We start from the raw sequence: 25,009 nt of genomic DNA on the forward strand, positions 1-25,009 counted from the left end.
CCCTTGGTGGAACACAACTCTGTCGGTCCCGCGTGCCATCATCGAGTCACCCGAGCGCAACGGGGCCTCTCCTCCGGACCCGACTTGCCTGATTGGGACCAGTTTGAGGACGCGCATGAACCTGAGAGCGACGCACTACGGCTATGCATACCAGGACCTCATCACTGGCATCGCCCTCGTCGACCTCATGCTAGGCACCGCCGAAAGCATCACGGTCGACACCAAGGGGTTCACGGGCGACCGGTTCGACGACCTGACTATCGGCTACAGGACCGGTCGGCGAGTCCGTTTCCAGATCAAGCACACGACTCTGGACCGCGAGCTCTCGAAGGACAGCTTCTCCGGAGACGGGAGGAGTCTCCGGCTCGACTTGCTGTACGGCGCTCTCCTGTCCGACCTGGACCAGCATCCCGGCACTACGTACCGGGTCATCGTCCGCGACGGCAACCCGGATCAGGACCTCGCCGCCGTGCTAAAACCCGTTGACGCGGCAGACGACCCTGGTGACCCGCTGCCGGGCGTCGCCACCCGCAGGTTCAAGTTCGACCCGACGGCCCTCCAGAAAACTGAACCCTGGAAAACGCGTCTTACCGGGCTCACTGAAGTGCAGATCCGCACGGCGTGCGAGTACCTCACGATCGACACCAGCGCCCCGGCTTCGACGCTCGACTTCTCCGCGCCCGGTCCCGCTGAGCGCGCGCTCCTACGTCGCGTTATCGAGGAGCTCGGCGCTGGCCGCACGCCCAACACCAACATTCTACCCGAATACGCGGCGCTCGCCTTGGCACACGCAGCCACTGGCGCCCGCGCACTCGACGGGAACGTCGCGCGGGAACGCGTTCTGCCCCAAGTCGGGCTCACCACCGACTTCGGTGCCGTCACCGAAGGACACCCCATCGAAACGGCCGTCGTCGTGCCCCGGGCCGGCGCTACCGCCGACGTGCGCAAGCATGTCGACGCCGTCGCCCCCGCCGGCGGCCGCGTCGTCGTTACCGGCGAACCCGGTGTCGGCAAATCCTGGCTGTGCGAACAACTCGCAGACACCTACCGCGACGAAGGTTGGATTGTTGCCCGACACCACTGCTGGCTCGGTGCCACCGATATCAACCGGGAGGAGCGCGTCCTCACCGACGTTGTCATCGGAAGCCTTCTGCGGCAGCTCGAACAGATCGTGCCTGAAGCCACCACAGACCTGCGGCCCAGGTTCGCCGCTACCCCGGAAGCGCTCACCGTCGCAGTCCAGGCATGCCGCGAGACGCTCCCCCGGCAGAGCGTACTTCTCATCGTCGATGGTCTCGACCACGTCGACCGGGTCCTGGGCCGGCGTACCAGCCAGCAGACGGACCCCTCACGCCTATTGGTTGACCAGCTTGCCGCCATCGACCTGCCGCCCGGCGTATGCATGCTCATCGCCAGCCAACCCGGTTCCCACCTCGCCAATGCAGCACCCGGTGCCGGCGACCCCGTCCCGATGCCCCGCATGTCGTGGGAGGAGATCCGCACTCTCGCGACCAAGCACGGGCTGCTCACCGAACCCGGGGGGACCGAGCCGCTCGATGACGACGACGAACACACCATCGTCGACCTGGTCCACGACCGCTCCGGCGGCAACGCGCTATACGCCACCTACCTGTGTCGGTACGCGACCCACACCTCGCCGCTCGACGACGACGTAGCACCGGGCACGGTCAGCGACATCATTCACCGGCTGACGCGTGTCCCCGACACGGCCACTGACGTCGGTGCATACTACGAGTACCTGCTTGGCGCGATGACCGCCGACCAGTTGTTCGCCATCGGTACCCTCGCGCTGTGCGACTTCGCGCTGTCCGCGAACGAGCTCGGCGAACTGCTTCCCCCGGTGATGAAGCCGTTTTTAGCGCCCGCTCTCAAGACGCTTGCACCCGTGCTGAACTCGCAACCCGGCCTCGGTGGCCTGCGCATCCATCACGAAAGCTTTAGCCGGCACATCCTGCGCGGCAAGGACGACGAGTGGGTCGCCTCCATCCGTGAAAGCGCGGCCGCGTGGCTCGCGGCTCGCGGTTTCTTCACCGACGCGCGGGCGTTCCGGCACCTTCCCGAACTCCTCGCGCACCTGGACCGGTACGACGAACTGAAGGAGCTCATCCAGCCGGGCTTCGTCGCCGAAGGCATCCGCGCGTTCCAACCGCCGGAGGCGCTTCAGCGGGTCGTCGGGATCGTTGCCCGTGAAAGCGAAGCACGACTCGACTGGCCAACGCTGATCACCTGCGTCGAGACCCGCAAGTCAATTGACACCTACGAGACCGAGTCGCTGACCGACTCGATCGTCGAGTACTCGGACGTCGTGGTGGCCATCGTCGGTGCCGACTTCGTAGCCGAGCGACTCATGTACGAAGGACGGCCCACATTCCCGTCACGGTGGGGGCTCCGCCTCTGTGAGTCCGTGGACCGAGCCGGGGCTGCGGCCCCCTGGAAGGCGTACATCGACGTCCGAGAGTCCGAGTCGAAACGCGAACGCTCCACCTACAGCTCCGACCGCGACGGCACCCTCCACCTCGCCATCCAGCTCGGTGCGCTGCGCCTCCGCAATCAGCGTGGTGACATCCCGCCGAACCTGGCCGAACAGGTTGCCGAGAACCTCGAACTCGACCACGACGCGTCCCTCGAAGAGCTCGTCGACGTGTTCACCGCCGGTCTCCCGGCAGGGTCCATGCCGGACGTTGCCGCCGCGATGACCGACCCCAACAAGGCGGCCCGGGTATACCTGAGACTCGCCGACCTCGCCGCAGCCGAGACACCCGGCCTACCCGATCAGGCCGACTTCGCCCGGCAGGCGTGGACGCTTGCGCCGGTACTCGACATCGTCGGGTACCTGAACCACGGCATCCCCGCCGGTGACGTTCTCGAAGGGCTGGGAACCAACGACCTTGAAGCGGACATCCAGGCCGCCACCGACGCCGTCCTCGACGGTCGTTCCGCCAACTACGGCGACATTCAACGGTGGCTTTCGCTCCTCACGCTCGCCCACGCCCTCGACCGGTCCATCCCGCTCAAGTACGCCAGCCAGCTCGCGGGCGTCGGCTTCTATCGCGCCTGGCTGCGGTACGCGGTGGCTACCATCGGCGTCGCAGACGACGTCGCCGCCGATGTCACCAGGGCCGAAGCAGCCTCCACGGCCGTCCTAGTCGCGCTCGCTGACCTCGCGGCTGAAGCACACCCGTTCACCGGGGACCCGAGGGCGTGCGACCTGTATTCCATTCACTCACTCGTTCACAAGGTCGTCGAGAACTCCCTCATCGTCGTCCAACCCAGCGACCTCGGCCCGGTGCTCACCCACCTCATCGCCATCGGCGACGGCACCACCACCACGACCAACTTCGGACTACCCGAGAGCGGGCCCCTTACAACCAATGACCTCCTCAAGATCCTGTCTCGCGTCTCCGACCACATCGGCGTCGACGCCATCCACGCCCTGATCAAGGTCATCCGGGACCGACGCCGTGACACCAACACCCAGTACAGCGTCACCGCCAACTTCGAACTCGCAACCGCCCGCATCTGCGTCATCGCCGGCGCGAAGGATGAAGCCGACGAATGTTGGCGCCGCGCCTGCCTGCTCCTTGCAAGCTACGGCGGACACAAAGACCCCACCATCTTGGAAATCATCGACAGCATCCACGACATCGCCGACGTCGACATCGACGCCGCACGCGCATGCCTGGAGAAGCTCGTCGATCTCGTCTACCTGGTGCGGCAGCACACCAATGGCCGCGGCACCTCAGGCTTCGTGACCCGGTGGTGGGAGGAGGCCGCAACCATTGATCCGATCGCTGCGGGCATCGACGGCGCGGACACCCTCCTCGCCATGCTTGGGTTCGAGGACGTGCGCGCGTACACCGCACACACGCACCTACTCGAAACCCAGGTCATGACCGCGGATCCCATCGTCCTGGCGGCCCTGCGACTCGCCGTCGGGACGGGCTGGCGTCGCCCGACCACGGACCTTGAGCTCCTCACCCGGCTCGCGAATGAGCTCGGCAGGAGCCCGCAGACGGACGTGATGCTCGCCATCGTCGCGAACAACGTCGCGGCGACCTACGACGACCAGCCGATGCTTTACTCCAGCGACCAGCCCAAGTCCGCGGTGACACCGGAGCTTGTCGACGCAGTCGTCCGATTGGGTGGCGCAGCTTTCCCGGCCCGGACGCCGCGCCCGGAGCAGAAGCGGAACAGCGCATGGGACTCCAACCCGAAGCCTGACCGGCTGGAGTTGCAGAAGCGGCTCGTGAGCGACCAGCGTCCCATCGTCCTCGAAGGCCGGGCGGGTGCGATACTCGCGGCACGAGAGTTCGACAACCAGCGGTATCGGGACGACGCGGCTCCCAGGTGGGACCTTGACGCGGTCACGAACGCCATCGGATGGCGCATCATCGAAGCGACCCTGACCTATGGTGCAGAGGCGGGTATCGGGCTAGTTGAAGACGTCGCCCGTGAGGTGTCCCGATTTTCCGATAACGAGGTGTTCGCTGGTCTTGGCGAGGGCCTCGCCGCCCGCTGCGACGGCACCAGCGACGCGTTGAGGACGGTCGCCAGCCACTGTCTCACGCTCGCTTACATCCGTATCCGCGGCGGGGGCGGGTGGCGCGCGTTCGCCGGACGGGAACGTGTAAACCTGTGGACCACAGCACAAGAGCTGGATTCGGTTACCGCGGAGCGGACGCTGGCGTCGGCGGTCACCGAGACGGTTGATTCAGATGCGCAGCGCACGTACGGGGTAACGCAGGCTGTGGTTGCAGCGTTCGCTTCGACGCCGACCGGCGCGCCGGGTGGTACGGCGGTCGAGTGTTGGGAGGCTGCATTCCCGGTCATCCAACATCGGCTCCCGGGGATCGCGGAACGGGCCGGTCACACGTACCGGCCGACCGTGGCTCCTGACTCGCAGGATGCATTGGATGTCGCGTTGGCGACGCTTGCGTTGGCGACGATCTCTCAGCCGGTGCGCGCGGACCTGCGGCAGACGCTCCTCGCCACCGCACTCGTGGTGACGTGCCGCCCGAGGATCGGGCAGGCAGCACTCGTCCATGTACTGCGAGCTGGCTTGGACGCAGGCCGAACCACATGGCTGTTGGACGTCGTACGCACCTGCCTGCCGATTGGCGATCTGACTGATGAGATGGCGTCAGAGTTGACGCAGCTGGCTGGAACGGATTGGTTGTCAGTGCGCGTGCTCGCGGGCCGGATCCTGGACGCACACGGCCGTCCGGTTCCGTACCCGACGGCGACCGAACCCGCCCCGAAGGTACGAGCTGCCTTCCACGACCTCATGAGGAAGCGCGAATGACGTCGGCGACACCGGAGGAACGGGCTGAAGGGTTCGTGACTCTGTTTCTCGATGACCGCCTTGAGGATGCGAACGAGCCCCCGGGATTGCGTGAAGCAATCGTCGACCGGCTTGTCGGGCAGGTTGACGACATCGGGAAACGCTTCGGCGAACAGATCGACCATCTGCGATCATCGTGGGCCAGACGGATGCCGGACGCGTATCTCGCGGACGAAGAAGTCGTTGAGAACGAGCTGCAGATGGGTGCTGCCGGCATCCGGACCGCACGAGCGCTAGAAGGAGTTCTATCAGACCCCCGACGATTCGAACAGACTCTCGCGCAACGCTTGGCACCGAACGCGCGATGGGCGCTGCGCAGCGAGGCATCAAGGGTTCCACGGCCCCCAACTCGAGCCAGTGTGCTCGACTGGTCGCTGACACCCATCCCGTGGGTCGATGACGACGCTGAGTGGCCTCCCGCCGGCGCGGTCGCCCTCGCGGATGTCCGGCAACTCACTTGTGCAGACGGCGGGCCGGCGCGCGTAAGCGAGGAGCCGTACAAAGGATGGGTCCAGCTCGGGATGTTCGAGCGGCAAGCAACACTGGCCAACCGCCACCCCGACATCGCAGCCCGGCAAATACTCGTCGCAACCGGACTCGAGGCGTGCGACGGTCCACCACCCGTCAACAGCATGCCACTCTCCCGCGCCGCACCGGACCCGTGGGCCATCTGCTGCGACGACCTCGCACCAGGCCTCGACGCCGAACGTGCCCGCATCGCCCTCAGCTCCACCCGGGGACCCCTCGCCGCACTCGTCGACTACGAGGGCCAACCGGGCGCCCCAGCGCATGACCGTGGAGTTGGACTCCAACGTTTCACGCTCGTCCCCCGGATCGAAGTTGTCGCCCTTCTCGGGCTCCGCCCCGAAACCCCAGCATTACGTCACGTCCTTGTCGACGACAGCGGCGCAGCAATTGTCGGGCGGCAATGGCGCGGTTTCCTCATCCACGATGGCAGATACAGTCCACTCGAACCAGCCGTCCACGGAGCCGATCTAATCCTCCGCCCCGACCTTTACGAAATCCTCGTAAACACCGTCGGTAAGGATCGACTTTCCCTCGGCGTGACCGTCAGGCATTCCGAGAACGCGCCATCACCCGCCGCACCGAAAGGCAACGATTGACGCGCCTCGTCCCTCCATGTTGAGACTCCTCTTCGCCGCACACCGAGGGAACTCACTCAACCCGTTCGACTAGCGAAGGTGACAGGCGTTGACCGATGTACTGATCGCGGCGGCGCTGACGCTGCTCGGGTGCGCGGGCTTGTGGAAAGCCTGGCGGTTCCGTCATGGCCGCGCACCCGAACTCGGCGACAGCAGGTTCGGCTACCTCATGCTGCCCGCCGGAGCCGCTTTCCTCACCGCCGCGGTCGGGCTCCTCGCCGAAGCCTTCGTCGACACGACGTCCGACCCCGCGGCTGTCCTCGGCGTCCTCACCGCCATCCTGCTGATCACGGCGATGATCTTCGCCGTGATCAAGCCGGGATTCCTCGCCCCCAGACCGGACGGGCACCCAGGCTCATGGCCGGCGGCGGACCGGACCACGCCGGCCGCGGCCGACCCCGCCCCGCGACTGCAAGATCCGATCAAGAGCTCCGAACTCGTCCCCGCCTGGCAGAACAGGGTCTGGTACCGGGCGGTGACCGGCGCGTTCATCACCACCATGGTCATCTCCCTCGGACTGTCCGCCTTCTGGTTCGACGACTTCGACGAAGGCACCGACGCGACCGACGTACGCCGCATGGCCGTCATGTTCGCCGTGCTCCTGCCGCTGTTCTGGATCGTCCTGGCGCGGCGCCGGCGCCGGCGGGCCGGCCGGCTCCACGACGACGGCACCAGACGCCGAGGCTGAGGCGGGTCACTTGCGTATTCTCATCACGGGGGCGCCCGGATTCCTCGGCCGTGCGGTCGCACGGGCGCTCAGCGAGGCCGGCCACGAGCTGACTCTGGTGACACATCAGCGCAAGATGCCGCGTCGTTCTCTTCGCATGACGCGGCCGAGGGGGACGTACGGGACACGAGATTTCGCCGTGTTGTCCTGGAATCCGGCAAACACGACCGGGTCCGTCATCTGGCCGCGCTTGTGCCCGGACGTGCTGGCCCGGCTGCTAGACACCGTCAGTGAGACCCGACTCCGCACCGCCACCTTCGCGAGCCACCAAATTAGCGGCGAGGACGTCGACGAGGAGCAGTCAGCGTGTTAGTACACACGTACCAAAGCCCGTTGTATGGTGCGTGAATGACAACCTCCAATGGTGCCGAGGTCGAGCCGCCCCACATCAGCGCCAAGCAGCAGCGCATCCTGACTGTTATCCGCGATTGGATCCAGCCGCACGGCTACCCACCCACCGTTCGCGAGATCGGTGCAGCGGTCGGGCTTGGCTCCCCCTCGTCCGTGGCGCACCACCTGAACATGCTGGAACGGCGCGGCCTCCTGCGTCGAGAGGCGAACGCATCCAGGGCGGTCGACATCCGTAGGGCGCAGGTTGGCCCGGCATCGAACGGAGCGGACGAGCCAGGCGTCAAAGTTCCCGTGCTTGGCACTATCGCTGCCGGCGCCCCTATCCTCGCAGAGGAACACGTGGAGGACGAGCTGAGGCTGCCTCGCAACCTAGTCGGGCACGGCACACTGTTCGCTCTGCTAGTTAAGGGCGAATCCATGATCGAGGCGGCGATCTGCGACGGAGACGTTGTCGTCGTGCGCCGGCAGGCGGTCGCCGAGAACGGCGACATCGTCGCCGCGATGATCGAGGGCGAGGCGACGGTCAAGGCCTACCGGACCCGCGACGGTCGCGTCGAGCTCGTCCCGCGAAATCCGCTCTACGAGGTGATCTCCGCCGAACACGCGGTCATCCTGGGCAAGGTCGTCTGTGTGCTTCGGCGCGTCTAGCGTCAGGCCGACGTTTGAGCCGTGCTGCTGCCGTGTGCGGAGCAGATCCAGCTCAAGCGCCCGCAAATGGCGAGCGTGCAGAAGGCCGACAGCACGTCAATCCGACGTCTACCCCAGTTCCCACGCGGTCCACCTGACCACCCATGGCCGTTCGGGTCGCGTGGCCGGAAGCGGCTGATCCCCAAACAGTACTGCTCCTACCGCCTCGGCCGCTGCCCGCATCTCCGCCTCCGGGTCCCGCAGCGGATCACACACCACCATCAGGAGATCGCCGTGCACGAGTGTCTGGGCGGGGTGGCCCGTCTGCTGCCTGATCCGGCGGTGCCGCGGAAGCCGACGTTGCAGACGTAGACGAAGGTAAGGCAATCGCTTGGTTCTCGGAGCGGGGCTACGTCGTTTCGCTGCCGGTAGAGCCTGCGATCTACGACCTCATCGTCGACTCGCCGAACGGCCTCGATCGGATCCAGGTGAAGTCGTCGACGACAACGAGCCGTACCGTGAAGTTCACCCGGACTGTCTACGACAACCAGCAGCCGGGACGGACATCCACCGGTTACTTCCGGTCGGCACCATACGAACCCGACGAGATCGACTACTTCTTCGTCGTCCTTGGCGACGGCTCGATGTATGTGCTGCCGTATGAAGTGATTGGACGGCGCAGCACGGCCAACATGGGCGAGAGGTACGAGGAGTTTCGGGTGTAGCCAGTAGTTGCGTCTTGCCGGCGTAGCCCAGCGGCCAGAGCACCGCCCTTGTGGGCCGGCACCTGCCAGTTCTGCGAGCAGGGTAAGGACACCCGCCGTCCGGAGGCCAGACGGCGATGTTGCGCGCTCGGTCGGTGCTGCGGCAGACCGGGTGCCCGAGTGGACATGGGGCGATCCGCAAATACGTACACGTGGGTTTGATTCCCGCCTCAGTCTCCACGGATGCCATCCACTGTGGTCCTCGCCGGAGGGCGTGGGCCCAGCCGCTGCTCATAACGGTGGCCCGCCCGGTTCGACCCCGGGTCCGGCGACTCATCCGCAGTGCCGGTCAGTCAGGCGGTGGCGGCCAGCAGGACCGGCACGGCCACCACGTGGGTCCGGGAGCCGTCGCGGGGCGACACCTCGTACACCTCGACGGTGCCGGGGCCGGCGGACGCCAACCGGTAGGCGACCCCGCCGCGGTAGTCGCCGCGGCAGCCGCTGCCGCAGGTGGCGGTGGTGAAGCCGGTGCCGACCACCCGGCCGCTGCCGTCGAGGATCCGGATCGAGACGGTCGCCTCGTACACGTCGGCGGTGCCGGCGACGGTGACCGGCCCGGTGACCCGCTGGCCGATGGCCGGCTCGGTGACCACGATCGGCGCCAGCAGGTCGGCGAGGTCGGTGCGGGCCAGCACGACGCCGCTACCGGCGAAGGCCACCCGGCGCACGGTGGGAAACTGGGTGAGCGTCCAGACCACCTGCGCCCGCCGCAGTCGCAGCGTCGGGGCGTCGGTGTCGGCGAAGGACGGGGGCGGGGCGACGGTGGCGGTGCCCTCGGCTATCCGGACCATCTCGACGCCGGCGGGGACCAGGGTGGCCAGGCCGGTGGCGGCCTCGGCGGACGTGGGCCCGGCGGCCAGTTCCGCCAGCGCCAGCCGCGAGGTGGCGACGGTGGTGGGTCGGGTACGCCGGGTCGGCACCACCACCCCGGCGCGGGCGAACCAGAGCTGCACGGTCACGCTGCCCGTGCCGGCCGGCGACGGCGTCCCGGTCCGGGGCGGTGTCACCGGCGCGGTCGACCGGGTGGCGGTGGGGCCGGGGGTGCCGGCGGTGGGGGTGCCCGGCGGGGCGGTGGGGGCGGTCACCGGGGCGCCGGCGGTGCTGGGCGCGGCGGCGCGGGGGGCCGGTCCGAGGGTGCCCGAGCGGGCGTCGGCGCAGCCGGCGAGCAGCAGCGCGAGCGCGGTGAGCAGGGCGGGCAGCCGGTTCACGGTTCTCCTCCCGGGTCGGTGTCGGGCGGGGTCAGCGGCAGCGCCAGCTGGAACGTGGTGCCGACGCCGGGGGTGCTGCGTACGGTGAGCCGGCCGCCGAGCAGCCGGGCGTTCTCCCGGGCGATGGCCAGGCCGAGCCCGCTGCCCCGACCGGAGCGCGCCGGGTCGGCCTTGTAGAAGCGGTCGAACACGTGCGGCAGGTGCTCGGCGGCGATCCCCGGCCCCTGGTCGCTCACCTCGTACACGAGCAGCGGGCCGGCGCGGGTGACGCTCGCACGGACCTCGCCCTGGCCGTGCGTGACGGCGTTGCCGACCAGGTTGACCAGCACCCGTTCCAGCCGGCGTGGGTCGGTGCGCAGGACGGCCTCGTCGCCGGCGACGACGACCCGGCCGGCCCAGCCGTGCGCCGCGACCAGGCCGCGCAGCGGGGCGAGGGCGGGCACCGACGCCAGGCTGACCGCCTCCCGGCCGGCGTCCAGCCGGGAGATCTCCATCAGCTCCTCGACCAGCGTGCGCAGCCGTACCACGTCGGCTACCAGCAGCTCGGCGGCGCGGCGGGAGTCGTCGGGCAGCGTGTCGAGCCGGTCGGCCAGCAGCGAGGCCGCCGCCACCAGGGCGGTGACCGGGGTACGCAGTTCGTGCGCGACGTCGGCGGTGAACCGCCGCTCCCGGGCCTCGGCCCGGGACAGGTCGTCGATCTTCGTCTGGAGCGCCTGCGCCATGTCGTTGAACGCGGCGGCCCAGTCGCTGAACTCGTCCCGGCCGCGCACCGGCAGCCGGGTCGCCAGCAGCCCTTCCGCCACGGCCCGGGCGGCCCGGCTGGCCCGGCCAACCGGTTCGAGGGTGCGCCGGGCCAGGGAGTGCCCGACGCCCGCGGCGAGCGCCACCACCGCCAGCCAGCCGACCGCCAGCGCGGTGCGCAGCTGGTCCAGCCCGCCGACCAGGTCGCTCTCGTCGGTGACGGCGTACAGCTCGGCGGTCGAGCCCGGGATCCGTCCGCCGACCACCAGCAGGTGCCGTCCGCCGGCGCCGTCCAGCCGCTCGTAGCCGAGTTGCCCGTCGGTGACGGCGGCCCGCAGCCGCGGGCCGGGGGTGGGGGCGTACGAGGGGTGGGAGGCGCGGGTGTCATCGGCGACCAGCAGCACGTGCCGGCCGCTGCCCTCGAAGCTGGTCAGCAGCTCAGCGCGCCGGGTGTCGGTCAGCGGCACGAACTGCCCGGCCAGGACGAGCTGGTAGCGGGCGTCGGCCGCCGCCCGCTGCACCGAGCCGTCCAGCCGGGCCTGGCGCAGCATCAGGTACGACCCGCCGGCGAGCACCCCGGCGGAGACCCCGGCGACCAGTACGAACGCCACCGTCAACCGGCGGCGGAGCCGACCCGGCGGTACGGCGCCCGTGGCCATCGCGCCATCCTCCCGTCATGCCGTGGCGAGCTTGTAGCCGACCCCGCGCACCGTGCGGACCAGCCGGGGCTCGGCGGGATCGTCCTCCACCTTGGCGCGCAGCCGCTGCACCGCCACGTCGACCAGTCGGGAGTCGCCGAGGTGGGAGTGGTTCCACACCCGGTCCAGCAGCAGCTCGCGGGTGAACACCTGGCCGGGCCGGCGGGCCAGCTCCAGCAGCAGTCGGAACTCGGTGGCGGTCAGGGTCAGCTCCCGGCCGGCCTTGCGGACGACGAACCGGTTCGGGTCGATCTCCAGCCCGCCGACCGTCAGGACGCTCTCCTCGACGACGGCGCTGGCCCGGCGTAGCCCGGCGCGTACCCGCGCGACGAGCTCCGGCAGGTCGAACGGCTTGCGCAGGTAGTCGTCCGCGCCGCACTCCAGCCCGACGACCACGTCGATGGTGTCGGTGCGGGCGGTGAGCATCAGGATCGGCACCGAACTGGTGCGCCGGATCTCCCGGCACACCTCCAGCCCGTCGAGGCCGGGCAGCATCACGTCCAGGACCACCAGGTCGACCGGCTGGGCCCGCCAGGCGGCCAGCGCGGCGCGGCCGTCGACCGCCGTGCTGACCCGGAAGCCGGCCCGCCGCAGACCGAGGGCGGTGACCTCCCTGATGGAGGCATCGTCCTCGACAAGCAGCACGCGGCCGTCCATGACGTCCTCAGGGTAGCCCCGGGAGGTCATCGGACGGTCCTGCCGCAACGGCCGGTGACGGGGGGCCGGTCGACGCCGGACCCCCGCCCCGACGGCTGGTCATTCCTGCCACTGGTGCGCGACGTCGAGCACGATCCGGCTGTGCGTGCCGGGGCCGGCGAGCACGAACACGCGGAACGGCAGCCGGGCCCGCACCCCGACGGCGAAGGTGGTGTAGCCCTCGAAGCTGCCGCCGAAGACGACGTCCCGCAGCGTCGAGTAGCGCAGCACGTTCGCGGCGTGCTCGCCGACCCGGTACGGCACGGTGGCGACGTGCTGGTCGTCGTACGCCGGTGCCCGCAAAGACACCCGCAGCAGCGCGTCCCCGGCGGTGTACGGCGACAGTGCCAGCCCCTCGCCCTCGGTCCAGGTCTCGCCGTAGGCGACCGAGTAGCCGCTCACCGGGCCGGCGAACTCGAACACCACCCGGTCGTAGCAGTCGTGCCGACCGGTACGCACCTGGGTGAGCGGGGCGCCGCTGAGCGGGCCGGTCGTCCTCTCCGCGCTGCCCCAGGTGATCCCGCAGTACGGCGCGCCGGTGAGCGCCCGGGGCGCGACCTGCGCGCCGGTGGTCGTGGGCCGCGCCCCCGCGGTGGCCGCCGTGGCGGCGGTGAGCACGACGGCGAGCATGACCGCCGCCACCGCCCCCAGTGTCCTCGTGGATCGCATGGTGTCCTCCCTGCCGTTACGTCCGGCCCGATCGGCCGGTGAGTACGACGGTCGGCGCGATCCGCCACAGCCGTCCCACCGTGGCGTAACAGCGCAGTAACAGTCCTCAACGGCCGGCCCGGGCGGGGCGCCCGATCCCCATGATCCAGTCGCATTTCCCGAGACGACACGCCGTCCTGAGACTCGGAATCTGCGACCTGATCTTGAGGGCCCCGCCGCTACCCCCGCCGGAACACCCGGTCGCGCCGGTCGGGCCGTCAGGCCACCCGGGCCACCGCGCCGGCGGGCGGGGCGGGCACCGCGTCCGGGTGCAGGACGGCGGCGATCGCCTCGACGCCGTCGACCAGACGCGGGCCGGGGCGGACGACCAGTCCGTCGGCGTCGACCGCCCAGACCGGCGTGCCCGGGAAGTGCTCCGCCACCGCCTCGGCCTGGCCGACAGCGCCGTCGAGGCGGAAACCGCAGGGCGTGACCAGCACGACCTGCGGTGCCGCGGCACGCAGCTCGGCCCAGGGCACCTGCACCGAGCGGGCGCCGGGGCGGGTGGCCACCGGCTCCCCGCCGGCGGCGCGTACCAGGTCGGGGATCCAGTGCCCGGCGGTGAACGGCGGGTCGGTCCACTCCACCACCGCCACCCGGGGCCGGGGCCGGTCGCCGACCGCCGCCGCGACCGCCGCGAGCCGGTCGCGCAGACCGTCCACCAGCGCCCGCGCCCGCTCCGGTACGCCGGCGGCGTCGCCCACCGCGAGGATGCTCGCCAGCACCTCGTCCAGGGTGTACGGGTCGAGCGAGAGCACGTCGGCGCGGCAGCCGAGGTGGTCCAGGGCGTCGGCGACGTGCCCGGAGGGCAGGGCGCAGACCCGGCACAGGTCCTGGGTGAGGATCAGCTCGGGGTCCAGCCCGGCGAGCGCGTCGGCGTGCAGGGTGTAGAGGTCGGCGCCGGCGGCGAGTTGGGCCCGGACGTGCGCGTCGATCTCGCCCGGGGTCATGCCCCGGGTGTCGGTGCCGCCGACGACCACGGTCTTGCCGGCCCGGTCGGCGGCCGGCACCTCGCATTCGAAGGTCACCCCGACCAGGTCCCCGCCGAGGCCGAGGGCATAGACGATCTCGGTCGCGGAGGGCAGCAGGGAGACCAGGCGCATGGCCCCATCCTGCCCGGGGCCGCCCGCGCGACGTGGTGCGGCCCCGGGGGAGGCGGTCACTCGGTACGCAGCCCGTCCGGCCGGGTCAGCCGGAACAGCATGGGCAGGCTCAGCCCGGCGACCAGCAGCACGGTCAGCGCGCCGAGCGCGACGGAGAGCCCGACGACGGGCCACGCCACCGTCACCGGGGCCTGCACCATGCGCAGCAGCACGGCGCCGAGGCCGAGCCCGAAGACCACCGCGAGCGCCAGCCCGACCAGCACGGGCACCGCGGTCTGCCAGAGCACCGACCAGCCCAGGGTGGTACGGCGGGTGCCGACGGCGACCAGCATGGCCAGCAGCCGGCGGCGTTCCCGTAGCTGTTCCAGGGTGCCGACGAGCATGCTCGCGGCGATCAGCAGCAGGGTGACCACCACGCCGATGTAGAGGCCGCGCCGGACGTCGGCGAACCGGTCGTTCTCCCTGACCTCGGTGAGCGTGGTGACCCCGAGGGTGGGGTCGATCGTCGCGGCGGCGTTGCGGACGTGCTCCACCGCGTCCGGCGCGTCCGGGTCGAGCCGCAGGAACACCTCGCCGCGCAGCTCGCCCAGCGTCGCCCCGCCCAGCGCGGCCGGGGTGATCAGCACATCCCGCTGCTCCCATCCGGCCGGATCGGGTCGGGACGGGACGCGGCGGGCGTCGGCCGGCACGCGCCACCGCGCCAACCCGTCGACGGTCAGCGTCGCGCCGGGCGCGACGGCGGCCGCCTCCGGCGCCTGGACCAGGAAGACGTCGCCGTCGGCGCAGCGGTCGAGCCGGGCGAACTCGGCCAGCGCGATGCAGTCGCCGACCCGCAAGTGCAGCACGTCGCCGGCGTTGGCAATCGTGGTCAGGGTGCTGGTCGCGCCGGTGACCCCGGCGGCGGTGACGAGCTGGTGGACCGCCGCGGCGGTGTTCGGGCCGGCCGGCAGCTGCACCTGCACCTGCGCCCGGGAGGTGTCCTGTCCGGTCGCGGTGGTGAACTCCCGCGCCACCCCGGCGAAGAGCATCTGCAGCCCGATGGTGCCGGCCACCGCCACGGCGATGCCGTTGACCAGCCGGGCGGAGGTGGCGCTGTCCAGCTGCATCCGCCGCACCGCGAGCTGCCAGCCGACCGGCCCGCCCCGCAGCCGGCGGACCAGCAGCTCCGTCGCCCAGGGCAGTAGGGTGACCGTGCCGACGAGCAGCAGCACGGCGCCGGCCGCCACCTGGTAGCGGGTGGCGGCGGAGCCGTCGTCCCGGATGCCGGTGAGCGGGTACAGCAGGGCGAGTCCGACGACGGGCAGCAGCAGCCGCCACCAGAGCCGACGGCGCGCCGGCACACCGCGCCGGGTCACCCCGAGCGGCTCCACCACGACCGCGTGCAGCGCCACCATGGACACCAGCACGGCCAGCGCCGGCACGGTGACGGCGACGACCGCCACCAGCGGCAGGGGCGGGCGGACGTCCGCGGCGTACACGCTGAGGTCGAAGAGGGTGACCAGCGGAACGAGCTGGCGGCCGAGGGCGAACAGCGCGCCCCCGACGGCGACCCCGAGCAGCGCGCCGGCGGCGGCCTCGCCGGCGGCGATCCGCCGGATCATCACCGCGTCGGCGCCGACCAGGCGCAGCGCGGCCAGGCGGCGGTCGCGGCGCTCGCCGCCGAAGCGCACCGCGGCGCCGAGGAAGACCGCGATGGGCAGCAGGAGCACCACGAAGATGACGGCGACGAGCAGCATCAGCACCGGCCCGAAGCCCTCCCCGGGCAGCCCGCCGCCGAAGCGGTCCAGCCGGGTGGCGCCCCGCTCGGTGCTCAGCTCGTCGTCGCCGGCGTAGAAGGCGAACTCGCCGGGGCCGGCCAGACCGTCGTCGGCGATGGTGCCGGTGATCCGGGCCCCGCCCAGGCGGGGCGCGAAGAGCGCACCGTCGGGGGAGTCGAGCACGTCCCGCAGGGCGGGGGAGACCACCGCCTCACCGGGCGCGGGCAGCCGGGTCAACCCCGGCGGGACGGGGGCGTCGGGTCCCTCCGGACGCACCAGCCGGCCGCGCACCGGCCGGCCGCGGAACTCGGTCTCCACCATGGACACCAGCAGCGTGTTCGCCGCCGGCGCCAGCTCCTGGCCCATCCGCAGGTCGTCGCGGGCGTCGCCGCGCGCCTGGCGGGCGTCCAGCGCGCCGGGCACCGACGCGGCGAGCAGCAGCAGCGCCACGCCGATGCCGACGCCGAGCGCGGTGAGCACCGCCCGGGTCCACCCGTCGCGGCCGCCGCCGACCGCCATCCGGGCGCCCATCGCCAGGTCGGCCGCCGCGCCCCGGAAGCGTCGCGCCGTGCTCACGCGACCGCCTCGAGATCGCGGGTGCGGCCGTCGCGCACCACGATTTCCCGATCGGAGTACGCGGCCACCCGCGCCTCGTGGGTCACCAGCACCACGGCCGCGCCGGTCTCCCGGGCGGCCTCGGTGAGCAGCCGCATCACCCGTTCGCCGTTGAGCGAGTCCAGCGCGCCGGTCGGCTCGTCGGCGAAGACCACCCGGGGCCGGCCGACCAGCGCCCGGGCCACCGCGACCCGCTGCCCCTGGCCACCGGAGACCTCGGCGGGCCGCTTGCCCGCCACCTCGGCCACCTCGACCCGGGTGAGCCAGTCCAGCGCCCGGCGCTCGGCCTCCCGGCGGCCGACCCGGGCCAGCCGCAGCGGCAGCGCCACGTTCTCCAGGCAGGTCAGCTCGGGCACCAGCTGGCCGAACTGGAACACGAACCCGAAGCTCTCCCGGCGCAGGGCGCTGCGCTCGGCGTCGGACAGCTCGGCCAGGTCCCGCCCGTCGTAGCGGACCCGACCCGCGTCCGGGCGGACGATGCCGGCGAGGCAGTGCAGCAGGGTCGACTTGCCGGAGCCGGAGGAGCCCATCACGGCCACCACCTCGCCGGGGTCGACGCGCAGCGACGCACCGGCCAGCGCCACGGTGGCGCCGAAGCGACGGTGCAGGTCCTCGGCAGCCAGCAGCGGGGTGGGGTTCACTTGCGCACCTCCGCGGCCAGCTCGTCGAGGCGGGCGGCGGTGAGCTCCAGCCAGCGCAGGTCCGCCTCCAGGTGGAACAGGGCGTGGTCGCAGATCAGCTGCTCGGCGAGGTCGCCGTCGCGCTTGCGGCGGGTGAGCTCCCGCATCAGCCGCAGGTGCTCGGCGCGCTGCACGTCGAGCAGGTCGGCGGCGCCGCGGTCGGTCAGCAGCGCCAGCACCACCTTGGTGTAGAGGGTGCTCTGCAGGTAGGGCTCGGGCTTCTCCGGCGTGGCCAGCCAACGCTGGACGTCGGTGACACCGGCCTCGGTGATCGCGTACCGCTTGCGATCGGGACCCTCGCCGGGCTCGACCGCCTCCACCTGGACCAGGCCGCTGCGCAGCAGCCGGGACAGGGTCGCGTAGACCTGGCCGTAGGCCAGCGGGCGGGCGTGGCCGAAGCGCTCGTCGTAGCGGCGTTTGATGTCGTAGCCGTGCCGGGGAGTCTGCTCCAGCAGGCCGAGGAAGGTCTGACCGATGGACATGCCGGCGACTATACACACCGAGTATACGCGCGGTGTGTACGCGGGGTCGCCACTCCGTCGGCGGTGGCGTCACCGCAGGTGGCCGCGCCTTTCCTGGCGCGGAGACGGGCGGGCCCGGTCGACGGGCCGGGATTGTGACACCGTTCGGCCGGTTGACCGGGAGATTGATACATGTCAGTGTTTCATTCCCCGGCGTGACCGCCGCGACCTCACCCCCGGGCCGCGAGATCCCGTCCACCCCGACCTGACCCCCGCCAGGGATCCGGCCACGCCCGTCGACCCCCACGAGGAGTTCGCATGAGACGTGCCACGCCGACGAAGGGCCTCGCCCTCGCCGTGTTCGCCGCCGTGACGATGACGCTGGCCGCGCAACCGGCCACCGCGACCCCGCCGGCCGCCGCCCCGCTCGCCGCCCTCGCGGCGCCGGACATCTCGGTGACCAACATCCAGGCCCACCTGACCCAGCTCAACAGCATCGCCACCAGCAACGGCGGCACCCGGCGGGCCGGCTCGGCCGGCTACACCGCGTCGGTCAACTACCTCAAGACCCGGCTCCAGGCCGCCGGCTACACGGTCAGCGAGCAGTACTGCTCCTCCTGCACGTACCCGTCGAACAACCTGATCGCCGAGTGGCCGCAGGGCCCCATCGACCAGGTCGTCATGTTCGGCGCGCACCTGGACAGCGTCTCCGCCGGCCCGGGCATCAACGACAACGGCTCCGGCTCGGCCACTCTGCTGGAGAACGCGCTGGTGCTGGCCCAGCAGAACCCGTCGATGACCAAGCGGGTCCGCTTCGCCTGGTGGACCGACGAGGAGCAGGGCCTCAACGGCTCGGAGTTCTACGTCAACTCGCTCAACGCCACCCAGCGCGGCTACATCAAGGGCTACTACAACTTCGACATGGTCGGCTCGCCCAACGGCGGCTACTTCATCAACCGGCTCACCTCCACCACCGCCGCGCCGCTCAAGGCGTACTGGGACTCGCTGGGCCTGCAGCCGGAGGAGAACGTCGAGGGACAGGGCCGCTCCGACGACTACTCGTTCCAGCAGGGCGGCATCCCCACCTCCGGGTACGCCGCCGGCGCCAGCGCCCGCAAGACCAGCGCCCAGGCGACCAAGTGGGGCGGCACCGCCAACGCCGCGTACGACCCCTGCTACCACCGCTCCTGCGACACCGCCAGCAACATCAGCGCGACCGTGCTCAACCGCAGCGCCGACGGCGTCGCGTACGCCATCTGGCAGCTCGCGGTCGGCACCGGCACCCCGACGAACAACTTCTCGGTGTCGGTGAGCCCGACCTCCGGCAGCGTGGCCCGGGGCGCGTCCACCACCGCCACCGTCAGCACCGTCACCACCAGCGGCAGCCCGCAGCCGGTGGCGCTCTCCGCCACCGGCGCGCCCAGCGGCGTGACCGTGTCGTTCAGCCCCTCGTCGGTCACCTCCGGCGGCTCCGCCACGATGACCGTCAGCGCCTCGTCGACCGCCACCACCGGCACCTTCACCATCACGGTCACCGGCACCGGGTCGGTCACCCGCACCGCCACCTACAGCCTCACCGTGACCGGCACCGGCGGCTGCACCGGTGGCCAGGTGATCGGCAACGGTGGCTTCGAGTCCGGCACCACCCCGTGGACCGCCACCTCGGGCGTGATCACCAACTCGGCCAGCCAGCCGGCCCGCACCGGGTCGTACAAGGCGTGGCTCGACGGCTACGGCAGCACCCACACCGACACGCTGTCGCAGTCGGTGACCGTGCCGGCCGGGTGCTCGACGTACACCCTCGCCTTCTACCTGCATATCGACACCGCCGAAACCACCACCGGCACCGCGTACGACAGGCTGACCGTGCAGGTGGGCACCGCCACCCTGGCGACGTACTCCAACCTCAACGCCGCCAGCGGCTACGTGCTGCGCTCGTTCAACGTGGACGCGTACGCCGGCCAGACCGTCACCCTCAAGTTCACCGGAACCGAGGACTCGTCGCTGCAGACCAGCTTCGTCATCGACGACGTGACCCTGCAGGCGAGCTGACCGACCGGGGGCGGGGCGGGCCGCCGCCCGCCCCGCCCCCCACGGCACGTGCCCGAACGACCGGCCGGAGCGTCACGACGATAAATGTCGTACCCCCGGCTGAGCATGACGGCATGGCTGCCCCCGCGCTGACCCACCACAGTGGTCGACCCCGTTCCCTGCCGCTGCGCGAGCTGCGCACCCGGCTGACCCAGCTGATCGCCATGGCCGAGCTGACCGACACCGTCACCCTGGTCACCCGCGACGGCGACCCCCGCCCGGTCGCCGCGATCGTGCCCGCCGCCGCGGCCCGCACCGCCGCCCAGGCCCGGGCCGACGGTGAGCGCCTCGCCGCCGTCACCGCCGGCTGGGCCCGCCGCCTGGAGGAGGCGCACCGCCAGGGCGCCCGCCGGCACGCCGCCGAGCTGCGCGCGGTCACCGCCGCCCTCGCCGAGCTCTGGGCCGAGCTGGACCAGCGCGTCCCACCAGGCACCGACCGCGCCCTCGACCGGCTGCGCGCCGTCCACGCCGACCTGCTCCGCGACTGACCGGCCCCCGCCGGGCCGGCCGCCGCCGTCAGGGCGTGACGTGCGGGTTGCCGGCGGTCAGGCGCAGCGTGAAGGCGTCCGCGCCGCGGTGCATCACGACGTAATTGCACGACTGATGGGTGATCCACAGCCCGAGCCCGCCCGGCGCCGCGCCCCCCGCGGGCAGCAGACCGGCGTACGGGTCGCTCGGCCCGGCACCGCGGTCGTCGACGCTCACCACGATCCGGTCCTCGCCCACCCAGAGCCGGAACCGCACCGGTGGCCGCCCGTGTCGCAGCGCGTTGGTCACCACCTCGCTCACCGCCACGGCCAGGTCGTCGACGTCGTCGACCTTCAGCCGGCCGCGACCGGCCTCGTGCACCGCCTCGCGGGCCCGCGCCGGTGTCGGGTCGTGCAGCTCGACGGCCGGAGCGCCCGCCTGCAACGGGTCGGGCACGATCGGCCGGTTCTCCCGCAGGTACGCCTCCGGCGGGGTGTAGCCCTCGTTCGGCACGTGCCGCCCGTCGGGCATGGCCGTGCGCGGGTGGGTGCGGACCACGTCCGCCAGCATCGCGGGCGGGGTGGTGCGGGTGTCGTACACGCACATGCCCCACAGCGGGAAGTCGTCGTACGCGTGGTTGATCGCCGACTCGTAGCGGGCCCACCAGTCCCAGGTCGGGCCGAACGCGGGCAGCTCGCCGATGATGCGGATCTGCCCCGCTCCCGCGGCGACGTGGTCGGCCAGCAGTTGGCGGTACGACCTGATCGCCGCGGTCGGTCGCCCGTACACGTCGCCGCCATCGAGGTACGACACCCCGGAGTCCGGGCCGAGCGCCGCGCGTACCAGCGCGGTGGTGCGCTCACCGAGGGCGACCAGTGTCGGCTCACCGGCGGCGACCCCGCCGGTGAGGAAGGGCACCACGACGGCGAGCAGATCCTCGTCCGAGCCGTAGCAGAGAGCCTCGTGGAAGTAGCCGCGGTGCCGGGCGGCCGCGCCGGTCCTCATCGCGCCGCCACCGCGACCCGGACGCGGGACAGCCCCAGCAGCTCGACCAGCCGGGCGGCGGAGGTCAGCGGGGTGTGCAGGACCACGGTGCCGCCGCGGCGGGCGGCGTGCCGGTGCAGGTGGATCAGGTTCCGGTGGTCGATGAAGCGCAGCTCGTCGGCGCGGACCACCAGCTCGCCGGTGGGGTCGTCGACGTGCGCCCGGGCGAGCGCGCTGTCGAAGACCTCGTGGTTGGAGGGGTCCAGCTCACCGGCGAGGACCAGCTCGTCGTGCCCGGCGTACAGGTGGAACAGGGTGGTCCCCGGGTCGGCCGCCGGGTGCAGGCAGGCCAGCTCCTCGATCGCCCGGCCGTCCAGCACCCGCCGATCGTATCCGCAGGCGGCGGACATCGGCCGGACCCGCATGAAGCGGTCGACCAGGTGTTCGTAGCGGGTGAAGGCGGCGCGCTGCTCCGCGGTGACCACGAGCGTCGTCGCGTCGGCGGCCACCCGCAGGCCGGCATGACCGTCGGCCAGGGCCGCGTCGGTCAACGCGGCGTAGGTGGCGACCTGGGCGGCCGGGTCGACGACATGCCGCTCGCCGTAGGTGTCGCGCACCGACACCACCTCCGCCGCCCCACCGCGCAGCGCCTCGCGCAGGCGCGGGACGCCCTGCCACCGGGCCACGGCGACGTCCCCCGGCTCGGCGGTGACGTAGCGGACCCGTTCGCCGGCGTCGAGGCCGGCGAGGAGGAACCGCTGCGCCCGGGCGTCGAAGACCGTCGTGTCGTCGAAGGTCCAGCAGACGTGTCCGGGCGGCACGGAACGCACTGATTCGCTGGTCAAGCTCTCCGCCTCATGTCCGGAGTCTAAGCCGCAGCGGCGGGCCGGGCGCATCGCGGCCGCCGCGCGTGGGTCCCCACGCCCGGGCGACGCCGTCTACCGTGACCCGATGCCGATCACCCGACGCCGCGCGCTCACCTGGCTCGGCGCCGCATTCGGCGCCGCCGCGACCTGCGCCGGCGGAGCGGTCCTGGTCGACGCGGCGGTGCTGCCCGGCAGGTCCGTGCTGAACCAGGTCCTCGGCCGGTGCGCGGCCGACGACCCGGCGCAGGAGCTGCGGGCCACGCCGGGGCCGTCCGTGAGCGGCACCTTCCGCTCGCCGGCGCGCCGCCGGGAGGTCGCCTTCGCGTTGTCCTACCCGCCGGGGTACGCGCCGGGCGCGCGGTTGCCGGTCTGCCTCGCCCTGCACGGGTACGCCAGCGACGCCGCGGCCGCGGTGCGCAACGGCGACTATCCCGCGTTCATCGCCGGGGCGGTCCGGGCCGGCGCCGCCCCGTTCGTGCTGGCCGCCGTGGACGGCGGTGACGGGTACTGGCACCCACACCCGGACGACGACCCGTTGACGATGCTGACCGGGGAGTTTCTGCCCCTGCTGGCGACCCGTGGGCTGCACACCGACCGGGTGGCGGTGGCTGGCTGGTCGATGGGCGGCTACGGCGCGCTGCTCTGCGCGCTGACCCGCCCCGAGCTGTTCCGGGCCGTCGTCGCCACCTCCCCGGCGATCTTCCACTCCTACGCCGACGCCCGGACGGTCAACCCCGGGGCGTACGACTCGGCGGGGGAGTGGGACCGTTACGACGTCCTGGCCCGGGCGCGGGAGTTCGCCGGGCTGCCGCTGCGGGTGGCGATCGGCGCGGCCGACCCGTTCACCCCGGCGGTGCGCGCCTGGCGGGACCGGCTGCCCGACCCGGAGCTGGTACGGATCTCCACGGGCTGTCACGACGGCCGGTTCTGGACGTCCGTCGCGCCGGAGCAGGTCCGCGCGATCAGCGCCGCGCTGGCCGACTGACCGCGCCCGTGCGGGCCCCCTGACCGCGTCCACGGCCCCCGCTGGCACGCCGGGGAGCTCAGCCGGGCGTGCCGGCCAGGTCGGCGGGCCGCTCGGCCACGGTCGCCGGCCGGCCCATCCGGCGCCACGGGCCGCCCAGCAGCGGGGTGAGCACGACCAGGACGTAGGCGGTGCCGATCGTGACCAGGGTGGCGGTGGGGCCGAACCGGTCGGTGGCCAGTCCGGCGCCGAGAGCGCCGAGCGGCATGGCGGCCCAGCAGCCGGCCCCCACCACCCCGTAGACCCGGGCCCGCATGTGCGTGGGTATCCGCTCCAGCTCGACCGCGCCGATCAGCGGGTTGATCGCACCCGCGGCGAGACCGGAGACCGCGAAGATCGCGACCAGCACCGGCAGCGGCGGCGCGGCGGCCAGGGCCCAGAAGGTTGGCCCGCCGGCGACCGCGAAGGTGGTGACGAAGGTGGCGCGGCGGGGCAGCCGGTGGCCGACGGCGCTGAACAGCAGCGAGCCGACCAGCGCGCCGCCGCCCATCGCGCCGACCAGCACGCCGAACGCGGTGGCCCCGCCGAGCTCGCGGTCCGCCACCACCGGCAGCAGGACACTGCTCTTCGTCGCGTCGAAGCAGTTGGTGATCAGCACCAGCAGCACCATCGCGCGCAGCAGCGGCTCCCGGACCAGGAACCGCACCCCGGCGGCGAAGTTCCGCCAGTACCCGCCGGGCTCCTCCGGCGCCGGCTCGGCCGGGCGCATGGCGCGGGGCACCAGCAGCGCCACCACCAGCGCGGAGACGGCGAAGGTGGCGGCGTCCACGGCCAGCACCGGCAGCGCGCCGATGGCCGCGACCAGCAGCCCGGCCACGGGCGCGCCGAGCAGTCGGGCGCCGCGTTCGGTGGCCTCGAACCAGCCGATCGCCCGTTCGATCGGCACCCGGGCGGCGGTCGCCGCCTCGGGCAGCAGCGCGGACCGGGCGGTCTGCCCCGGCGTGTCGAGCAGCCCACTGGCGAAGACCAGCGCGAGCAGCGCCCAGAACGGCAGGCCGACGGTCGCGTCGAGCAGCGGGATGGCGGCGACCGTCGCGCAGGACACCAGGTCGGCCACGACGCTGGCCCGGCGGTAGCCGATCCGGTCGACCACCACGCCGCCGAGGGCGCCGCCGAGCACCACCGGCGCGGCGGCGAACGCCCCGGTCAGGCCGGTCGCCGCCGGTGAGCCGGTCTCGGCCAGCACGTAGAGCGGCAGGGCGATGTAGGTGAGCATGTTGCCGGTGAGCGAGACCGTGTGGCCGACGAGCAGGCCGAGCAGCGGGCCCCAGCGGCGGGGCTCGGCGGTCACTGCGGCCCCCGGTAGGCCTGCCAGATCAGCGTGACGGTGCGGGCGCCGGGCCGGTCGGGGTCGCTGCGGGCGCGCCAGCGGGCGCCCAGTTCCGCCAGCTCGGCGCGCAACTCCAGCAGCTCGTCCGGGGTCAGGTGCATGATCTGGTCGCTGCTGGTGGTGCCCCGGACCCAGGCCGGGTCGAGGGTGGCCTCGCTGTCGAGGTAGGCCTGGAACCGCTCCACGTAGCGCTGGAAGGACGCCCGGCGCAGCAGGTCCGAGGCGAGCTTGCGCTCCGGGTCGTGCAGCACCTCGACCGGTTCCCAGTTGGTGCGGTCGTGCGCCGCCCGCCACCACCGCTCCCGGCGGTTGCGGGCGTGCTCGGGGGCCTCCCGGATGAAGCCGTGCTCGGCGAGCCTGCCGAGGTGGTAGCTGACCGACCCGACGGCCTCGTCGACGAGCTCGCTGAGCATGCCGACGCTCTGCGGGCCGCGTACCCGCAGCTCGCCGAGGAGCCGCAGGCGGGTGGGGTGGGCCAACGCGCGCATGGCGCGCGGGTCGGTCAGGTGCAGGATCGACTCGTCCTCGGACATTCCGACAGGCTAGACGTACAAGATGCGATGTACAAGAAGTCTTGTGGAACGT

20 protein-coding genes and 1 pseudogene are annotated in these 25,009 nt (G+C 72.0%); 9 read left to right on the plus strand and 12 right to left on the minus strand.

What is annotated here, in order from left to right:
* The first annotated feature begins 115 nt into the window (after nt 1-115).
* The 6 genes and pseudogenes from GA0074696_RS15900 to GA0074696_RS31190 all read left to right on the plus strand — a co-directional run.
* Nucleotides 116-5,323: an AAA family ATPase gene (locus tag GA0074696_RS15900; RefSeq protein WP_088961824.1), complete on the plus strand. Its 5,208-nt coding sequence runs from the start codon at nt 116-118 to the stop codon at nt 5,321-5,323.
* The gene (locus GA0074696_RS30805) at nt 5,320-6,486 is read left to right on the plus strand and encodes a hypothetical protein (protein WP_157745965.1); all 1,167 of its coding nucleotides are present in this window, start codon (nt 5,320-5,322) and stop codon (nt 6,484-6,486) included. Before GA0074696_RS15900 ends, GA0074696_RS30805 begins: the two co-directional genes overlap by 4 nt.
* Before the next feature lie 88 nt (nt 6,487-6,574).
* A complete protein-coding gene (locus GA0074696_RS15905) occupies nt 6,575-7,213 on the plus strand; it encodes a hypothetical protein (protein ID WP_088961825.1) in 639 nt (212 codons plus the stop codon).
* Between the two features lie 10 nt (nt 7,214-7,223).
* The gene (locus GA0074696_RS32610; protein WP_088961826.1) at nt 7,224-7,565 is read left to right on the plus strand and encodes an NAD-dependent epimerase/dehydratase family protein; all 342 of its coding nucleotides are present in this window, start codon (nt 7,224-7,226) and stop codon (nt 7,563-7,565) included.
* A 35-nt stretch (nt 7,566-7,600) separates the two neighbouring features.
* Complete coding sequence (lexA, locus tag GA0074696_RS15915) at nt 7,601-8,251, plus strand: transcriptional repressor LexA (protein ID WP_088961827.1); 651 nt, start codon at nt 7,601-7,603, stop codon at nt 8,249-8,251.
* 347 nt (nt 8,252-8,598) lie between these two features.
* Nucleotides 8,599-8,955 (plus strand): annotated as a pseudogene (locus GA0074696_RS31190) (group I intron-associated PD-(D/E)XK endonuclease); the annotation flags it as partial.
* A gap of 332 nt (nt 8,956-9,287) precedes the next feature.
* On the opposite strand, the gene GA0074696_RS15930 reads toward GA0074696_RS31190, so the two are convergent.
* From GA0074696_RS15930 to GA0074696_RS15965, 8 genes are all read right to left on the minus strand, one after another.
* A complete protein-coding gene (locus tag GA0074696_RS15930; RefSeq protein WP_231925018.1) occupies nt 9,288-10,202 on the minus strand; it encodes a Gmad2 immunoglobulin-like domain-containing protein in 915 nt (304 codons plus the stop codon).
* Nucleotides 10,199-11,602, minus strand: a complete 1,404-nt coding sequence (locus tag GA0074696_RS15935; protein WP_088961829.1) for a sensor histidine kinase — start codon at nt 11,600-11,602, stop codon at nt 10,199-10,201. The genes GA0074696_RS15930 and GA0074696_RS15935 overlap by 4 nt, the downstream gene beginning before the upstream one ends.
* Before the next feature lie 15 nt (nt 11,603-11,617).
* Nucleotides 11,618-12,298 carry a response regulator transcription factor gene (locus GA0074696_RS15940; protein ID WP_088964605.1) on the minus strand — a complete coding sequence of 227 codons (681 nt, stop codon included), beginning with the start codon at nt 12,296-12,298 and terminating at the stop codon, nt 11,618-11,620.
* A 99-nt stretch (nt 12,299-12,397) separates the two neighbouring features.
* Complete coding sequence (locus tag GA0074696_RS15945) at nt 12,398-13,006, minus strand: AMIN-like domain-containing (lipo)protein (protein ID WP_088961830.1); 609 nt, start codon at nt 13,004-13,006, stop codon at nt 12,398-12,400.
* Between the two features lie 257 nt (nt 13,007-13,263).
* Complete coding sequence (locus GA0074696_RS15950) at nt 13,264-14,148, minus strand: ABC transporter substrate-binding protein (RefSeq protein WP_088961831.1); 885 nt, start codon at nt 14,146-14,148, stop codon at nt 13,264-13,266.
* Nucleotides 14,149-14,204: 56 nt separating this feature from the next.
* Nucleotides 14,205-16,481 (minus strand): FtsX-like permease family protein, encoded by a 2,277-nt coding sequence (locus GA0074696_RS15955; RefSeq protein WP_197700716.1) that lies wholly within the window; start codon nt 16,479-16,481, stop codon nt 14,205-14,207.
* Entirely contained in the window at nt 16,478-17,161 is a 684-nt protein-coding gene (locus GA0074696_RS15960) for an ABC transporter ATP-binding protein (protein ID WP_088961832.1), read from the minus strand. The genes GA0074696_RS15955 and GA0074696_RS15960 overlap by 4 nt, the downstream gene beginning before the upstream one ends.
* Entirely contained in the window at nt 17,158-17,682 is a 525-nt protein-coding gene (locus GA0074696_RS15965) for a PadR family transcriptional regulator (RefSeq protein WP_088961833.1), read from the minus strand. Before GA0074696_RS15965 ends, GA0074696_RS15960 begins: the two co-directional genes overlap by 4 nt.
* Nucleotides 17,683-17,979: 297 nt before the next feature.
* On the opposite strand from GA0074696_RS15965, the gene GA0074696_RS15970 reads away from it, so the two are divergent.
* Both GA0074696_RS15970 and GA0074696_RS15975 read left to right on the plus strand, forming a co-directional pair.
* Complete coding sequence (locus tag GA0074696_RS15970) at nt 17,980-19,713, plus strand: M28 family peptidase (protein ID WP_088961834.1); 1,734 nt, start codon at nt 17,980-17,982, stop codon at nt 19,711-19,713.
* Between the two features lie 113 nt (nt 19,714-19,826).
* Nucleotides 19,827-20,240 (plus strand): hypothetical protein, encoded by a 414-nt coding sequence (locus GA0074696_RS15975; RefSeq protein ID WP_088961835.1) that lies wholly within the window; start codon nt 19,827-19,829, stop codon nt 20,238-20,240.
* A gap of 28 nt (nt 20,241-20,268) precedes the next feature.
* Here the strand turns inward: GA0074696_RS15975 and GA0074696_RS15980 are convergent, their stop codons facing one another.
* Nucleotides 20,269-21,225: a sensor histidine kinase gene (locus GA0074696_RS15980; protein ID WP_088961836.1), complete on the minus strand. Its 957-nt coding sequence runs from the start codon at nt 21,223-21,225 to the stop codon at nt 20,269-20,271.
* Complete coding sequence (locus GA0074696_RS15985; RefSeq protein ID WP_197700717.1) at nt 21,222-22,049, minus strand: MEDS domain-containing protein; 828 nt, start codon at nt 22,047-22,049, stop codon at nt 21,222-21,224. Before GA0074696_RS15985 ends, GA0074696_RS15980 begins: the two co-directional genes overlap by 4 nt.
* A gap of 106 nt (nt 22,050-22,155) precedes the next feature.
* Between GA0074696_RS15985 and GA0074696_RS15990 the strand changes: the two genes are divergently transcribed.
* Entirely contained in the window at nt 22,156-23,055 is a 900-nt protein-coding gene (locus tag GA0074696_RS15990; protein ID WP_088961838.1) for an alpha/beta hydrolase, read from the plus strand.
* A 58-nt stretch (nt 23,056-23,113) separates the two neighbouring features.
* On the opposite strand, the gene GA0074696_RS15995 is transcribed toward GA0074696_RS15990, so the two are convergent.
* Complete coding sequence (locus GA0074696_RS15995; protein WP_231925019.1) at nt 23,114-24,385, minus strand: MFS transporter; 1,272 nt, start codon at nt 24,383-24,385, stop codon at nt 23,114-23,116.
* Nucleotides 24,382-24,957 carry an ArsR/SmtB family transcription factor gene (locus GA0074696_RS16000; RefSeq protein ID WP_088961839.1) on the minus strand — a complete coding sequence of 192 codons (576 nt, stop codon included), beginning with the start codon at nt 24,955-24,957 and terminating at the stop codon, nt 24,382-24,384. The genes GA0074696_RS15995 and GA0074696_RS16000 overlap by 4 nt, the downstream gene beginning before the upstream one ends.
* Nucleotides 24,958-25,009: the final 52 nt, after the last annotated feature.

Origin of the sequence: Micromonospora purpureochromogenes, from assembly GCF_900091515.1 — a bacterium.
GTDB lineage: Bacteria > Actinomycetota > Actinomycetes > Mycobacteriales > Micromonosporaceae > Micromonospora > Micromonospora purpureochromogenes.

Coding starts and splice junctions, on each gene's coding strand:
- GA0074696_RS15900 (WP_088961824.1), top strand. CDS start 116: ATGAACCTGAGAGCGACGCACTACGGCTATGCATACCAGGACCTCATC.
- GA0074696_RS30805 (WP_157745965.1), top strand. CDS start 5,320: ATGACGTCGGCGACACCGGAGGAACGGGCTGAAGGGTTCGTGACTCTG.
- lexA (WP_088961827.1), top strand. CDS start 7,601: ATGACAACCTCCAATGGTGCCGAGGTCGAGCCGCCCCACATCAGCGCC.
- GA0074696_RS15935 (WP_088961829.1), bottom strand. CDS start 11,602: ATGGCCACGGGCGCCGTACCGCCGGGTCGGCTCCGCCGCCGGTTGACG.
- GA0074696_RS15940 (WP_088964605.1), bottom strand. CDS start 12,298: ATGGACGGCCGCGTGCTGCTTGTCGAGGACGATGCCTCCATCAGGGAG.
- GA0074696_RS15945 (WP_088961830.1), bottom strand. CDS start 13,006: ATGCGATCCACGAGGACACTGGGGGCGGTGGCGGCGGTCATGCTCGCC.
- GA0074696_RS15950 (WP_088961831.1), bottom strand. CDS start 14,148: ATGCGCCTGGTCTCCCTGCTGCCCTCCGCGACCGAGATCGTCTATGCC.
- GA0074696_RS15965 (WP_088961833.1), bottom strand. CDS start 17,682: ATGTCCATCGGTCAGACCTTCCTCGGCCTGCTGGAGCAGACTCCCCGG.
- GA0074696_RS15970 (WP_088961834.1), top strand. CDS start 17,980: ATGAGACGTGCCACGCCGACGAAGGGCCTCGCCCTCGCCGTGTTCGCC.
- GA0074696_RS15975 (WP_088961835.1), top strand. CDS start 19,827: ATGGCTGCCCCCGCGCTGACCCACCACAGTGGTCGACCCCGTTCCCTG.
- GA0074696_RS15980 (WP_088961836.1), bottom strand. CDS start 21,225: ATGAGGACCGGCGCGGCCGCCCGGCACCGCGGCTACTTCCACGAGGCT.
- GA0074696_RS15990 (WP_088961838.1), top strand. CDS start 22,156: ATGCCGATCACCCGACGCCGCGCGCTCACCTGGCTCGGCGCCGCATTC.
- GA0074696_RS16000 (WP_088961839.1), bottom strand. CDS start 24,957: ATGTCCGAGGACGAGTCGATCCTGCACCTGACCGACCCGCGCGCCATG.